The organism is Plantimonas leprariae (assembly GCF_008802405.1).
GTDB classification, from domain to species: domain Bacteria; phylum Pseudomonadota; class Alphaproteobacteria; order Rhizobiales; family Rhizobiaceae; genus Plantimonas; species Plantimonas leprariae.
Genome location: NZ_VZDO01000002.1, coordinates 31,423 through 44,784, shown reverse-complemented (window position 1 = coordinate 44,784; position 13,362 = coordinate 31,423). Strand labels below are relative to the sequence as shown.

Below are 13,362 nucleotides of genomic sequence, written 5' to 3'. Positions count from 1 at the left end.
CACATGAAGACCGTTCTCTGCTACGGCGACTCGCTGACCTGGGGCTACGACGCGGCCTCGGCCGGGCGGCATCCCTACGACGTGCGCTGGCCGACCGTGCTGCAGAAGGGGCTGGGGGACGATTATAGTGTCATCCCAGAAGGCCTGAACGGTCGGACGACGATGTTCGACGATCATGGTGCGTATTCCGACCGGAACGGCGCCCGCACCCTGCCGGTCGCCCTCGGCACGCACCAGCCGATCGATCTGATCGTCATCATGCTCGGCACCAACGACATGAAGCGCCACACCGGCGGCGGCCGCGCCTTCGAGGCCCGGCTCGGCATGGAGCGGCTGGTCGAGATCGTGCAGACCTTCCCGTATCTGCGCGTCTACGACGTCCCGAAGATCCTCATCGTCGCGCCGCCGACCTTCGTCGCGGTCGAGGACGAGGACACGACGCTGCTGCTCGGTCACGCCATCGAGGAGTCGCAGCGCCTGGCCGACGCCTACGCCGTCGTCGCCGAGGAATACGGCTGCGACGTCTTCAATGCCGGCGAGGTGTGCGAGGTGACGTCGATCGACGGCTTCCATCTCGATGCCGAGAACACCAGGCGCCTCGGAGAGGCGCTGGTCGAGCCGGTGCGGCAGATCTTCGAGCGCGGCTAATTCAGGGCGCGGCGCAGCGCGGAAAGGCTTTTGGCTGACATGGCCGATACCTACGACGTCCTCATCATCGGCAGCGGTCCGGGCGGCTACGTCACGGCGATCCGCGCCGCGCAGCTCGGCTTCAAGACTGCCCTGGTCGAGCGCGAGCATCTCGGCGGCATCTGCCTCAACTGGGGTTGCATCCCGACCAAGGCACTGTTGCGCACGGCGGAAATCTACCACTACGCCGAGCACTCGAAGAACTACGGTCTGAAGATCCCGCAGCCGGAATTCGATATCGCCGACGTGGTGAAGCGCTCGCGCGGCGTCTCGGCGCAGCTCAACGGCGGCGTCGGCATGTTGCTGAAAAAGAACAAGGTCGACGTGATCTGGGGCGAGGCCCGCATCGAGAAGGCAGGCGGCGACGGGCCGGTCGAGGTTTCGGTCGCGAAGATGAAGAAGCCGCCGGTCGAGCCTCAGAACCCGGTGCCGAAGACGCCGCTCGGGGAAGGGCGCTACTCGGCGAAGCACGTCATCATCGCCACCGGCGCGCGGCCGCGCGTGCTGCCGGGCATCGAGCCCGACGGCGACCGCATCTGGACCTATTTCGAGGCGATGAAGCCGGCGGCCATGCCGAAGTCGCTGGTGGTGATGGGCTCCGGCGCCATCGGCATCGAGTTCGCCTCCTTCTACCGCACGATGGGCGCCGAGGTGACGGTGGTCGAGCTCCTGCCGCAGATCCTCCCGGTCGAGGATGCGGAGGTGGCGGCCGTCGCGCGCAAGCAGCTCGAAAAGCTCGGCATCCGCTTCATGACCGACGCCAAGGTGGCAAAGGTCACGAAGGGCGGCGACGGTGTTTCCGTCGAGGTCGAAACGAAGGGCAAGACCGAGACGCTGAAGGCCGAGCGGCTGATCTCGGCGGTCGGCGTGCAGGGGAATTCCGAGAACCTCAACCTCGAAGGCGTCGGCGTCGAGGTCGAGCGCGGCATCGTCAAGACGGACGGTCTCGGCCGCACCAAGGTGCCCGGCATCTACGCGATCGGCGACGTCGCCGGGCCGCCGATGCTGGCGCACAAGGCGGAGCACGAGGGCGTCATCTGCGTCGAGGCGATCAAGGGGCTCGACGTGCATCCGATGCGCAAGGACCGTATCCCGGGCTGCACCTACTGCCAGCCGCAGGTGGCCTCGGTCGGACTGACGGAAGCGAAGGCGAAGGAATCGGGCCGCGAGATCAAGGTCGGGCGCTTCCGCTTCATCGGCAACGGCAAGGCGATCGCGCTCGGCGAGCCGGAAGGGTTGGTGAAGACGATCTTCGACGCGAAGACTGGCGAACTCCTGGGCGCGCATCTCGTCGGCGCGGAGGTGACCGAACTGATCCAGGGATTCGTGATCGCGATGGGACTGGAGACGACGGAGGAAGACCTGATGCACGCGGTCTTCCCGCACCCGACGCTGTCGGAAACGATGCATGAGAGCGTGCTCGATGCCTACGGGCGCGTTATCCACATGTAACTGCCGTTCCGGCGGCTCCGCAGTGAGCATTTTCGCGCCGGTCATCTTGTCGCGCTCGCCGCGCGACCAATTTCCTCTGCCAACGAAGTTCCTGCTTGGAGTGGCAGAATGAATACGAATGGCGTTGGCTGGATCGGGGCGATCATCATCGGCGGTATCGCCGGATGGTTGGCCGAGCAGTTCATGAAGTCCGACATGGGCGTCCTCATGAACATCATCCTCGGCATCGTCGGCGCGGTGGTGCTGAACGCCATCCTCGCGGCGGTGGCGCCGGGCCTGATCGGCGCCGGCTGGATCGCCTACCTGATCACCGGCTTCATCGGCGCCTGCCTGCTGATCGCCATCGCGCGGATGTTCCGCGGCCGACGCAGCGTCTGAACGTACGCACAAGTCGGACGAACCAGCGCCGCCCTTCGGGGCGGCGTTTTCGTTTCCGTTGCGCTGTTTGCCTCACCCGCTTAAATCTCCGGAATGGTTACAGTCCTCGACACCCGCAGCGAGCAGCCGGCGGCTCCCCGGCCGCGCCATCCGGAGAAGGCGCACCGCCCGGACAATCCGAGCCTGCCGAAGCCGGACTGGATCCGGGTCCGCGCGCCGGTCTCGCGGGGCTACGAGGAAACGCGCGAGATCGTGCGCTCCAACAAGCTCGTCACGGTCTGCGAGGAGGCCGGCTGCCCGAACATCGGCGGCTGCTGGGAGAAAAAGCACGCGACGTTCATGATCATGGGCGGCGTGTGCACCAGGGCCTGCGCCTTCTGCAACGTCGCGACGGGCCGCCCGCAGCCGCTCGCGACGAGCGAACCGGTGAGCGTGGCGCGCGCGGTGGCCTCGATGGGCCTCAGCCATGTGGTGATCACCTCGGTCGACCGCGACGACCTCGCCGACGGCGGGGCCGAGCATTTCGCCGAGACGATCAGGGCGATCCGCGCGGCGGCACCCGGCACGACGATCGAGGTGCTGACGCCGGACTTCCTGAAGAAGCCGGGCGCGCTGGAAGTGGTTGTCGCGGCGAAGCCGGATGTCTTCAACCACAATCTCGAAACGGTGGCATCGAACTATCTGACGGTGCGGCCAGGCGCGCGGTACTTCCACTCGATCCGGCTCCTGCAGCGGGTGAAGGAACTCGATCCGACCATGTTCACCAAGTCCGGCATCATGGTCGGCCTCGGCGAGAAGCGGAACGAAGTGCTGCAGCTCATGGACGATCTGCGGACGGCAGACGTCGACTTCATGACCATCGGCCAATACCTGCAGCCGACGAAGAAGCATCACGCCGTGATGAGCTACGTCACGCCGGAGGAGTTCAAGTCCTACGAGACCGTCGCCTATTCGAAGGGCTTCCTGCTGGTGTCCGCCAGTCCGCTGACCCGCTCCTCGCACCACGCGGGCGAGGACTTCGCCAAGCTGCAGGCCGCGCGCATGGCGCGCCGTTCCGCCGCGTGACGATGGGCGTTGCAAGGCGGTCCCTGCGACGCTAGCTGCCTTCCGTTCAAGGAAGCGAACGGAATCAGATGCCGAAGTTTGAGACGGTTCGCCCCGTCAAGCATAGCCCGGAGCGGATGTTCGACCTCGTGGCGGATGTCGAGAGTTACCCTGAGTTCCTGCCGCTCTGCGAGCGCCTGCGCATCCGCACGCGAGAGGAACGCGGCGACAAGCAGCTTCTCGTCGCCGACATGACGGTGGCCTACAAGCTGGTGCGCGAGACCTTCGCCTCGCAGGTGCTGCTGCGGCCGAGCGAGCGCCAGATCGACGTGAAGTATATCGAGGGACCGTTCCGCTACCTCGACAACCGCTGGACCTTCGAGCCGAAGGACGACGGCGGGACGAACGTCCGGTTCTTCATCGACTACGAGTTCAAGAGTCGCACGCTCGGCCTCCTGATGGGATCGATGTTCGACTACGCCTTCCGCCGGTTTGCTCAGGCGTTCGAGACCCGCGCCGACCAGATCTACGGCGTGCCGGCATCCCCGGCCTGAGCCGCCTCCTCGAGGAGGTCGAAGGCGGTCGCGACGCTGAGACGGCGGATCTCCTCCCGCGAGAGCGGGCCGAAGCGGCAGACCTCGTGCCGCGTACCGTCCGCTCGCGCCAGTGCGAAATGCACGAGACCGACAGGTTTCGTCTCGCTGCCGCCGCCGGGCCCGGCGATGCCGGTGACCGCGACCGCGACCGTGGTTCGTGCCGAGGCGAGGGCGCCCTCCGCCATGGCCTGCGCGACGCCTTTGGAAACTGCTCCGATCCGGTCGATGAGATCGGCCGGAACGCCCAGAAGCTCGGTCTTCGCCGCGTTGGAGTAAGTCACGAAGCCGCGGTCCAGCACGGCGGAGGATCCAGCGACGTTCGTCAACTGCGCCGCGATCATTCCACCGGTGCAGGATTCGGCGGTGGCGATCGTCATCCCGCTTGCCGCGTAAGTCGCGACGATCCGTGCGGCGCGCCGATTGAGTTCGCGTTCGTCAATCACTCGGGGTGCTCGGCGTAACTGACGCTGGCGGTGGCGATGGCGGCGATACCCTCGCGCCGTCCGACGAAACCGATGGTCTCGTTGGTGGTGGCCTTCACCGACACGCGGCGGCGGTCGAGGCCCGTCATCTCCGACAGCGCCGCGCACATCGCATCCCGGTGCGGCAGGATCTTCGGGGCCTCGGCGATCAGCGTCACGTCGACATTGCAGATCGTGCCGCCGTGCCGACGAACCAGATCGACCGCGTGTCGCACGAAGATGTGCGAGGCCGCCCCGCGCCAGCGCTCGTCGCTCGGTGGGAAATGCACGCCGATATCGCCTTCGCCGCAGGTCGCGAGCAGGGCGTCGGTCAGCGCGTGTAGGCCGACATCGGCATCCGAATGGCCGGACAGCGCCTGGTCGTGCGCGATCCGGACGCCGCACAGGGTGACATGCGTGCCCTCGACCAGCCGGTGCACGTCGTAGCCGTTGCCGGTTCGCACATCGATCATGCGGTCGCCTCTCGCCAGCATCGCCTCCGCCCGCTCGAAGTCGGCGGGGAAGGTGAGCTTGATGTTGTCGGTCGAGCCCTCGACCAGCTTCGTGCGGCCGCCGTGCCATTCGAGGACGGCGGTGTCGTCTGTGCAATCATGCAGGCCGGCGTCGGCTGCGTCGGCATGGGCCGCGCAGATCGCGGCATAGGCGAAACCCTGCGGGGTCTGGGCGGCGTGGATGCGGGAGCGGTCGACCGTCGCTTCCACCAGCCGATCCGCGCCCACACGCTTCAGCGTATCGCTGACGGCGACGGCAGGCAGCGCGCCGACGTCCGGCTCGACGCCGGCGATGACGCGGCGAATCATATCGGCATCGGCGAAGGGGCGGGCTGCGTCATGGATGAGCACGATCGCCGGCGGATCGTCGCCGAGCGCTTCGAGACCGGCGCGGACGGAACGCTGCCGCGTCGGGCCGCCTGCGACGAAGCGTAGATCGGCGGACGACATCCGCATCTCTCGGGCGCGTGGAATATCCGCCTCGCCGACCACCACCACGACGGCCGCGACTTCCTCCAGCACCTCGAAGCAGGCGATGGCTCGCTCCAGCACCGTGCGTCCGCCGATCGATCGGAACTGTTTCGGTACGGCTGCGTCACCGCCCGCACGCGATCCCTGGCCGGCCGCGACGATGACCACGCCGACCCGACCAGCCTGTTTGGCAAGGATGTTGGAGCGCTCGACTGTCATCGCGTCGGCATGGACCACATGCATAGCTGCCACGCAAGCGAACGTGCTTGTCTTTTGTGCAGTCGCCGGTAGATTTCGAACCGATGATGCGAGATTCGACAGATTGCGGAAATGATGACGTTTTGAGCGGCAGGGCCGCCTCAACGTCGGAAGGGTCCCTGTCCGTAGGCGCGGTGACGCTGCCGAATCGCGTCTTCCTCGCTCCGCTTTCCGGCATCAGCGACGTGCCGTTCCGGCGGCTCGCCCGTCGGTTCGGCGCGGGCATGGTGGTTTCCGAGATGGTCGCCAGCGCTGAACTCGTGCAGGGGCACCCCGAAAGCGCGTTGCGGGCGCTGCGGGACGGCGAGGGGACCCACGTCGTTCAGCTTGCCGGCCGGGATCCTGCATGGACGCGCGCCGCCGCGGCGCAGCTCGCCGATGCCGGCGCGGACGTGATCGATATCAACATGGGCTGCCCCGCGAAGAAGGTGGTCGGTGGCCTTTCCGGCTCCGCCTTGATGCGGGAGCCGGAACTGGCGCTGCGCATCGTCGAGGCGACGGTCGCGGGCGCGGCGCATGTGCCGGTGACGTTGAAGATGCGGCTCGGCTGGGACACGAACTCGATCAACGCGCCGGAGATCGCGAAGCGCGCGGAAGCCGCCGGCGTCCGCATGATCACGGTCCACGGACGGACGCGCGTGCAGTTCTATTCAGGGCAGGCGGATTGGCGCGCCATCGCAGCGGTGAAGGCGGCGGTCGGCGTGCCGGTGGTGGCGAACGGCGACCTGACGGAGCCCGAGCAGCGACGCCGGATGCTATTTCTCAGCGGCGCCGATGCGCTGATGATCGGGCGCGGCGCACAGGGGCGGCCCTGGCTGCCGGGCCTCGTCGCCGGGAGCATCGACTTGGCCGGGCTCGATCGCCTATCCTTCGCCGATCTGGTGACGGAGCACTACGACGGCATTCTCGACCATTACGGCGAAGTCGTCGGCATCCGCGCCGCGCGGAAGCATCTCGGCTGGTATCTCGACCGGTTCGCCGAGGCGACCGGCGCGACGCCTGCCGCCGACCGGCCGATGCTGATGAGCAGCCTGGACCGCCGCCAAGTGCAACGGACACTGCGCCACCTTTTCGGCGGCACGACGATCGGCGCGATCGAGCGCGGGCGGCGCGTCGCGTCGGTGGAGGCGGCGTGACCGTGAAGCCGGCCGACCTGCCCGTCCAGACGCTCAACGCCATCCCGCATCCGGTGGTGGTGATCGCGGGCGACGGGCGGATGGTCTTCGCGAACTCGGACGCGGAACAGTTCTTCTCGGCGGGGGCTGCCTACCTCGCCAAGCGCCGGCTGGCGGACTTTATCCCTGGCGACAGCCCGCTCTTCGCGCTGATCGAGCAGGTGCGGACCGACCGCTCGCGGATCAGCGAGTACCGCGTCGACGTGTCCTCGCCGCGCCTCGGCAACGACCGGCTGGTCGATCTCTATGTCTCGCGGCTGCCGGAGGACTCGGACCACGTCGTGGTGATGATCCAGCTCCGATCGATCGCCGATAAGATGGATCGACAGTTGACGCATCGCTCCGCCGCGCGGTCGGTGACGGGCCTTGCCGCGATGCTCGCGCACGAGATCCGCAATCCGCTGTCCGGCATCAAGGGCGCCGCCCAGCTTCTGGAGACCTCGGCAAGCGACGAGGATCGCGCCCTGACGCGGCTCATCGGCGAGGAGAGCGACCGGATTGTCAAGCTCGTCGACCGGATGGAGGTGTTCTCCGACCAGCGGCCGATCGAGCGCTCGGCGGTCAACATCCATTCGGTGCTGGAGCACGTGAAGACGCTGGCGCGAAGCGGCTTCGCGCGGGACGTGCGGATCCTCGAGATCTACGACCCGTCGCTTCCCTACGTCTTCGCCAACCGCGACCAGCTCGTGCAGGTGTTCCTCAACCTGGTGAAGAACGCGGCGGAGGCGCTGAACGGGCAGGAGAGCCGGGAAATCCGGCTGCTGACCGCGTTTCGTCCCGGCGTCCGGCTGTCTGTACCCGGAACGCGCTCGCGCGTCACGCTGCCGCTGGAGTTCGTGGTCGAGGACAATGGTCCGGGCGTTCCGGAAGACATTCGCGAGGCGATCTTCGACCCGTTCGTCACGACGAAGCCGAGCGGTTCGGGGCTCGGCCTCGCGCTCGTCGCGAAGATCATCGGTGACCACGGGGGCGTCATCGAGTGCGATTCGCAGCCGGGCCACACCGCGTTCCGCGTGCTGATGCCGGCCTGGCAGGACGAGGCTGACGGCCGGCTGACGGAAGCGCGCAAGGGTTCGTAAGGGAAGGGGACGCGATGGCCGCTGCCGCGCAAATTCTCGTTGCGGACGACGATGCCGCGATCCGCACCGTCATCTCGCAGGCGCTGATCCGCGCCGGCTTCGAGGTGCGGGTGACTTCCAACATCGCGACGCTCTGGCGCTGGATTTCGGCCGGCGAAGGCGATCTCGCGATCACCGACGTCCTCATGCCGGACGGCAACGCCTTCGACGTGCTGCCGCGCATCAAGAATCTGCGCCCCGAGCTGCCGGTCGTGGTGATGAGCGCGCAGAACACGTTCATGACGGCGATCAAGGCGTCGGAGCGTGGCGCCTACGACTACGTGCCGAAACCGTTCGATCTGACGGAACTGGTCTCGATCGTCCGCCGCGCGTTGGCGGAACCGAAGGCTCCAGCCCAGCCGACCGACGACATGGGCGAGAACATGCCGCTCGTCGGCCGCTCGCCGGCCATGCAGGACATCTATCGCGCGTTGGCGCGGATGATGCAGACCGACCTCACCGTCACGATCTCCGGCGAGTCGGGCACCGGCAAGGAGCTCGTCGCGCGGGCGCTGCACGACTACGGCCGGCGGCGGAAGGGGCCGTTCGTCGCGATCAACATGGCGGCGATCCCGCGCGACCTGATCGAGTCGGAACTGTTTGGGCATGAGAAGGGCGCGTTCACCGGGGCGCAGGCACGCTCCAGCGGCCGGTTCGAGCAGGCCGAGGGCGGCACGCTGTTCCTGGACGAGATCGGCGACATGCCGATGGAAGCGCAGACGCGGCTCCTGCGCGTGCTGCAGCAGGGCGAATACACGGTGGTCGGCGGGCGCACCGCGATTTCGACCGATGTTCGGATCGTCGCCGCGACCAACAAGGACCTGCGGCAACTGATCGGTCGCGGTCTGTTTCGCGAGGATCTCTTCTATCGCCTCAACGTCGTGCCGCTGCGCTTGCCGCCGCTGCGCGAGCGCGTCGAGGACGTGCCGGACCTCGCCCGCCATTTCTTCCAGGAGGTGCAGAAGGAAGGGCTGCCGCGCAAGACGCTGAACCAGGGCGCGCTGGAGGTGATGCGACGCTATCATTGGCCGGGGAACGTCCGGGAGTTGGAGAACCTCGTCCGCCGGCTCGCCGCGCTCTACCCGCAGGACGAAATCTCGGCCGAGATCATCGAGCACGAGATCGCCGCCGACCACGCTCGGACGCTCGACCGGCCGGTCGACGGCAACAAGCCGATCGACCTCAGCGCTTCGGTGGAACGGTACCTCGCCGACTACTTCGCCTCGTTCGGCGAAGACCTGCCGCCGGCCGGCCTGCATGGCCGCATCCTGCGGGACGTGGAATACCCGCTCATCGCGGCAGCGCTTGCGGCGACCCGCGGCAATCAGGTAAAGGCAGCCGACCTGCTCGGCGTGAACCGCAACACCTTGCGGAAGAAAATCCGCGATCTCGATATCTCGGTCGTCCGCTCGATCCGCTAAATTTCCCGTTCTTCGTTGCAATTTGAACACAAAACGTTGCAAACTAGCAACGAAGATTCGAATTTGACCGGAAGACGGCCGTATGTCCGTACAACCGCTCGTACCAGCCGAGGCGCCGTCGTTCTTTCTTGAGCGCCGACGCTTCATGCTGGTGCCGGGTTTGATCGCAGTCGCCGGCGCGCTCATCACGGGCGCGATCTCGTTCGTCGTGCTGATGGGCCTGACGCCGATCGAGCCGAACGATCGGGTCGTCACCGTCGCCTCGCTCGTCAACGGCACCTTCGTCCTGCTTCTCTGCGTGCTGATCGGCCGTGAGGTGGCGCGGATGCTCCGCGCCCGGCGGCAGGGCAAGGCGGCCTCGCGGCTGCACGTGCGCATCGTCGTCCTGTTCGCGATCGTCGCGGCGCTGCCGGCGCTGCTGGTCGCCATCGTCGCCGGCATCACGCTCGACCTCGGCCTCGACCGCTGGTTCGAGATCCGCACCCGCACGATCGTCGAATCGTCGGTCAGCGTCGCCCACGCCTATGTGAACGAGAACGCCAAGAACCTGCAGGGCACCACGCTCTCGATGCGCTACGATCTCGATTCGCAGCGCCGCCTGTTCGACCTCGATCGCACCGGTTTCGAGGACATGTTCACCGAGCAGGCGAGGGGGCGTTCGCTGCTCGGCGCGGAACTGCTCGACCCGGACGGACGCCGGATCATGCGCGCCGACATCCCGACCGACAAACCATTGCCGCCGCCGCCGGACGAGTCGTTCCGGCGCGCGAAAGCGGGCAATCTCGTATTCATTCCACCGGGCGAGACGAATCTCGTCGGCGCTATCGTAAAGTCGCAGGCGCTCGGCGACGTCTTTCTTTACACGATCCGGCCGCTCGATCCGCAGGTGGTCGCGGCGCTGCGCCTCATGGAGGAGCGGACGCGCGAATATCGCAACCTGCAGGGCAACCGCATCGGCACGCAGATCGCCTTCGCGCTGCTCTATCTCGGCATCACGCTGATCGTGCTGCTTTCGGCGATCTGGACCGGCATCGGCGTCGCCGACCGGCTCGTCCGGCCGATCCGTCTGCTGATCTCGGCGGCCGATGAGGTCAGCGAGGGCAATCTCGCGGTGTCGGTGCCGGTGCGCGTGTCGGACGGTGACGTCGGCTCGCTGTCGAACACCTTCAACAACATGACGCAGCAGCTCCGCACGCAGCGCGAGGAGCTCGTGGCGACCAACGAGGTGCTGGACGAGCGGCGCCGTTTCACCGAAGCCGTCCTGTCCGGGGTGACGGCGGGCGTCATGGGCGTCGGCAGTGACGGCACGATCGCGATGCTGAACCCTTCTGCCGAGCGCATCCTTTCGGTCGGGGCGGTGGACGTCGTCGGGCAGAACCTGCGCGACCTCTTCCCGACGCTGGCGAAGATCCATCGCGCCGCCGGCAACTCGCGCAAGGGCGAGTACCAGGAGGAGATGAAGCTGCGCATCCGCGATCGCGACCGCGTGCTGGTGGTGCGCGTGACCTCGGAGGAAAGCGCCGCGACGCGCCATTCCAGCGTCATCACCATCGACGACATCACCGACCTCGTGGAAGCGCAGCGCTCCTCGGCCTGGGCGGACGTCGCGCGGCGCATCGCGCACGAGATCAAGAACCCTCTGACGCCGATCCAGCTCTCGGCCGAACGCATCCGGCGGCGCTACGGCAAATATGTCGAGGGCGACCGCGAGGTGTTCGACCGCTGCATCGATACGATCGGGCGGCAGGTCGCCGATATCGGACGCATGGTCGACGAGTTCTCGACCTTCGCCCGGATGCCGAAGCCGAAGATGGAATCGAAGGACCTGCGAGAGGCGCTGAAGGAAGCGGTCTTCATGCGGGAGATGGGCGACCACGGCATCGAGTTCAGCGCCGACTACGGTAGCGAACCGCTGCTCGGCTCCTTCGACATCCGCCTTCTCAGCCAGGCTTTCGGCAATCTCGTAAAGAACGCCGTCGAGGCCTTCGAGCAGGTCGAGATAGACGAGCCGTGGATCAGGATCGAGGCGAAGCGCGACGGCGCGTTCCACCGCGTCGACATCGTCGACAACGGCAAGGGTTTCCCCCGCGAGGATCGAGATCGCCTGCTCGAGCCCTACATGACGACGCGGGAAAAGGGGACGGGGCTGGGCCTCGCGATCGTCCGCAAGATCGTCGAAGAGCACGGCGGCACCATCGAGCTCGACGACGCGCCCGACGCGCCGCAGGGCGCGATGGTCCGCATCCGGCTGCCGGCGGCAGAAACGCCGGTGGAAGGCGAAAGCGGGCAGGGGCAGGACAAGTCGGAAAGGATAGCGGACTGATGGCATCGGACATCCTGATCGTCGACGACGAGGCCGATATCCGCGAACTCGTCGCAGGCATCCTGGAGGACGAGGGGCACGAGACGCGCATCGCCGGCAACTCCGACGCCGCGCTCCAGTCCATCGCGGACCGGGTGCCGCGGTTGGTCTTTCTCGACATCTGGCTGCAAGGCAGCCGGCTCGACGGCCTAGACCTTCTGGAGGCGATCAAGACGCAGCACCCGGAAGTGCCGGTGGTGATGATCTCGGGCCACGGCAACATCGAGACCGCCGTCTCGGCGATCCGCCGCGGCGCCTACGACTACATCGAGAAGCCGTTCAAGGCGGATCGGCTGGTGCTCGTCGCGGAAAGGGCGCTGGAGACCTCGAAGCTGAAGCGCGAGATTTCGGACCTGCGCAAGCGCTCGTCGGATTTCGCCGAGCTGATCGGCCGGTCGCACCCGATGAACCAGTTGCGCACCACGATCGAGCGCGTCGCGCCGACCAACAGCCGCGTGATGATCTTCGGCCCGTCCGGCTCCGGCAAGGAGATGGTGGCGCGGGCGATCCATGCCGGCTCTTCGCGCGCCAAGGGGCCGTTCGTCGCGCTGAACGCGGCGGCGATCACGCCGGAGCGGATGGAGGTCGAGCTCTTCGGCACCGAGACCCCGCCCGGCATCGAGCGCAAGGTCGGCGCCTTCGAGGAGGCGCATGGCGGCGTCCTGTTCCTCGACGAGGTCGGCGACATGCCGCGCGAGACGCAGAACAAGATCCTGCGCGTCCTCACCGAACAGACCTTCGAGCGCGTCGGCGGCGCGAAAAAGGTGAAGGTCGATGTGCGAATCGTCTCGTCCACCTCGCACAATCTCGAGTCGATGATCGCAGAGGGGACGTTCCGGGAAGACCTTTTCCACCGGCTGGCGGTGGTTCCGATCAGCGTGCCGCCGCTCGCGGACCGCCGCGCCGACATCCCGCTGCTGATTGAGGCATTCATGAAGCAGATCGGCGAGCAGACCGGCATCCGGCCGAAGGCGATCAGCGAGGAGGCGATGGCGGTGCTGCAGGCGAGCGATTGGCCCGGCAACATTCGCCAGCTTCGCAACAACGTCGAACGGCTGATGATCCTCTCGCGCGAGGACGAGAACGCCGCCATCTCGGTCGACATGCTGCCGCACGAGGTCGGCGAGATGCTGCCGCGGACCCCCAGCCAGGCGGATGGCCGCATCCTCGCGCTGCCGCTACGGGACGCGCGCGAGGTGTTCGAGAAGGAATATCTCGTCGCGCAGATCAACCGCTTCGGCGGCAACATCTCGCGCACCGCCGAGTTCGTCGGCATGGAGCGCTCCGCCTTGCACCGGAAGCTGAAATCGCTGGGAATCTAAGGATCGTTGGACGAATTTCGGGGCGGATGCTAATTGCGGCGCGCCTCCCAACACCTTGCGGGCCCGGCCATGTCCGACCGCCCGCCAACAATCAAGAACGGACGT

The 13,362-nt window shown here is 67.0% G+C and carries 12 protein-coding genes; 10 read left to right on the top strand and 2 right to left on the bottom strand.

What is annotated here, in order from left to right; all coding sequences use genetic code 11:
- Positions 1-3 precede the first annotated feature (3 nt).
- From F6X38_RS02785 to F6X38_RS02765, 5 genes are all read left to right on the top strand, one after another.
- Positions 4-648, top strand: a complete 645-nt coding sequence (locus F6X38_RS02785) for an SGNH/GDSL hydrolase family protein (protein ID WP_150968029.1) — start codon at positions 4-6, stop codon at positions 646-648.
- A gap of 39 nt (positions 649-687) precedes the next feature.
- Positions 688-2,139 (top strand): dihydrolipoyl dehydrogenase, encoded by a 1,452-nt coding sequence (lpdA, locus tag F6X38_RS02780; protein ID WP_150968028.1) that lies wholly within the window; start codon positions 688-690, stop codon positions 2,137-2,139.
- A 108-nt stretch (positions 2,140-2,247) separates the two neighbouring features.
- On the top strand, positions 2,248-2,517 hold the full coding sequence (locus tag F6X38_RS02775; RefSeq protein WP_150968027.1) for a GlsB/YeaQ/YmgE family stress response membrane protein: 270 nt from the start codon (positions 2,248-2,250) through the stop codon (positions 2,515-2,517).
- A gap of 93 nt (positions 2,518-2,610) precedes the next feature.
- Positions 2,611-3,582, top strand: a complete 972-nt coding sequence (gene lipA / locus F6X38_RS02770) for a lipoyl synthase (protein WP_150968026.1) — start codon at positions 2,611-2,613, stop codon at positions 3,580-3,582.
- Between the two features lie 68 nt (positions 3,583-3,650).
- The gene (locus F6X38_RS02765) at positions 3,651-4,115 is read left to right on the top strand and encodes a type II toxin-antitoxin system RatA family toxin (RefSeq protein ID WP_150968025.1); all 465 of its coding nucleotides are present in this window, start codon (positions 3,651-3,653) and stop codon (positions 4,113-4,115) included.
- On the opposite strand, the gene F6X38_RS02760 is transcribed toward F6X38_RS02765, so the two are convergent.
- Both F6X38_RS02760 and F6X38_RS02755 read right to left on the bottom strand, forming a co-directional pair.
- Complete coding sequence (locus F6X38_RS02760) at positions 4,088-4,600, bottom strand: CinA family protein (protein WP_150968024.1); 513 nt, start codon at positions 4,598-4,600, stop codon at positions 4,088-4,090. The two genes, F6X38_RS02765 and F6X38_RS02760, sit on opposite strands and share 28 nt — an antisense overlap.
- Positions 4,597-5,820: a bifunctional 2-C-methyl-D-erythritol 4-phosphate cytidylyltransferase/2-C-methyl-D-erythritol 2,4-cyclodiphosphate synthase gene (locus F6X38_RS02755; protein ID WP_150968346.1), complete on the bottom strand. Its 1,224-nt coding sequence runs from the start codon at positions 5,818-5,820 to the stop codon at positions 4,597-4,599. Before F6X38_RS02755 ends, F6X38_RS02760 begins: the two co-directional genes overlap by 4 nt.
- Before the next feature lie 158 nt (positions 5,821-5,978).
- On the opposite strand from F6X38_RS02755, the gene dusB reads away from it, so the two are divergent.
- The 5 genes from dusB to ntrX all read left to right on the top strand — a co-directional run bounded on the left by dusB (position 5,979) and on the right by ntrX (position 13,257).
- Positions 5,979-6,995: a tRNA dihydrouridine synthase DusB gene (gene dusB, locus F6X38_RS02750; RefSeq protein ID WP_425482818.1), complete on the top strand. Its 1,017-nt coding sequence runs from the start codon at positions 5,979-5,981 to the stop codon at positions 6,993-6,995.
- On the top strand, positions 6,992-8,113 hold the full coding sequence (locus tag F6X38_RS02745; protein WP_150968022.1) for a two-component system sensor histidine kinase NtrB: 1,122 nt from the start codon (positions 6,992-6,994) through the stop codon (positions 8,111-8,113). The genes dusB and F6X38_RS02745 overlap by 4 nt, the downstream gene beginning before the upstream one ends.
- 14 nt (positions 8,114-8,127) lie before the next feature.
- Positions 8,128-9,573 (top strand): nitrogen regulation protein NR(I), encoded by a 1,446-nt coding sequence (gene ntrC, locus F6X38_RS02740; protein WP_150968021.1) that lies wholly within the window; start codon positions 8,128-8,130, stop codon positions 9,571-9,573.
- Between the two features lie 82 nt (positions 9,574-9,655).
- Positions 9,656-11,896 carry a sensor histidine kinase NtrY-like gene (locus tag F6X38_RS02735; RefSeq protein WP_150968020.1) on the top strand — a complete coding sequence of 747 codons (2,241 nt, stop codon included), beginning with the start codon at positions 9,656-9,658 and terminating at the stop codon, positions 11,894-11,896.
- Positions 11,896-13,257 (top strand): nitrogen assimilation response regulator NtrX, encoded by a 1,362-nt coding sequence (gene ntrX, locus F6X38_RS02730; RefSeq protein WP_150968019.1) that lies wholly within the window; start codon positions 11,896-11,898, stop codon positions 13,255-13,257. The genes F6X38_RS02735 and ntrX overlap by 1 nt, the downstream gene beginning before the upstream one ends.
- Positions 13,258-13,362: the final 105 nt, after the last annotated feature.

Bases quoted from the DNA above. Each gene is read 5' to 3' on its own strand.
- ntrC (WP_150968021.1), top strand. From the start codon at position 8,128: ATGGCCGCTGCCGCGCAAATTCTCGTTGCGGACGACGATGCCGCGATC.
- lpdA (WP_150968028.1), top strand. From the start codon at position 688: ATGGCCGATACCTACGACGTCCTCATCATCGGCAGCGGTCCGGGCGGC.
- F6X38_RS02735 (WP_150968020.1), top strand. From the start codon at position 9,656: ATGTCCGTACAACCGCTCGTACCAGCCGAGGCGCCGTCGTTCTTTCTT.
- F6X38_RS02755 (WP_150968346.1), bottom strand. From the start codon at position 5,820: ATGACAGTCGAGCGCTCCAACATCCTTGCCAAACAGGCTGGTCGGGTC.
- F6X38_RS02765 (WP_150968025.1), top strand. From the start codon at position 3,651: ATGCCGAAGTTTGAGACGGTTCGCCCCGTCAAGCATAGCCCGGAGCGG.
- F6X38_RS02775 (WP_150968027.1), top strand. From the start codon at position 2,248: ATGAATACGAATGGCGTTGGCTGGATCGGGGCGATCATCATCGGCGGT.
- lipA (WP_150968026.1), top strand. From the start codon at position 2,611: ATGGTTACAGTCCTCGACACCCGCAGCGAGCAGCCGGCGGCTCCCCGG.
- F6X38_RS02785 (WP_150968029.1), top strand. From the start codon at position 4: ATGAAGACCGTTCTCTGCTACGGCGACTCGCTGACCTGGGGCTACGAC.
- ntrX (WP_150968019.1), top strand. From the start codon at position 11,896: ATGGCATCGGACATCCTGATCGTCGACGACGAGGCCGATATCCGCGAA.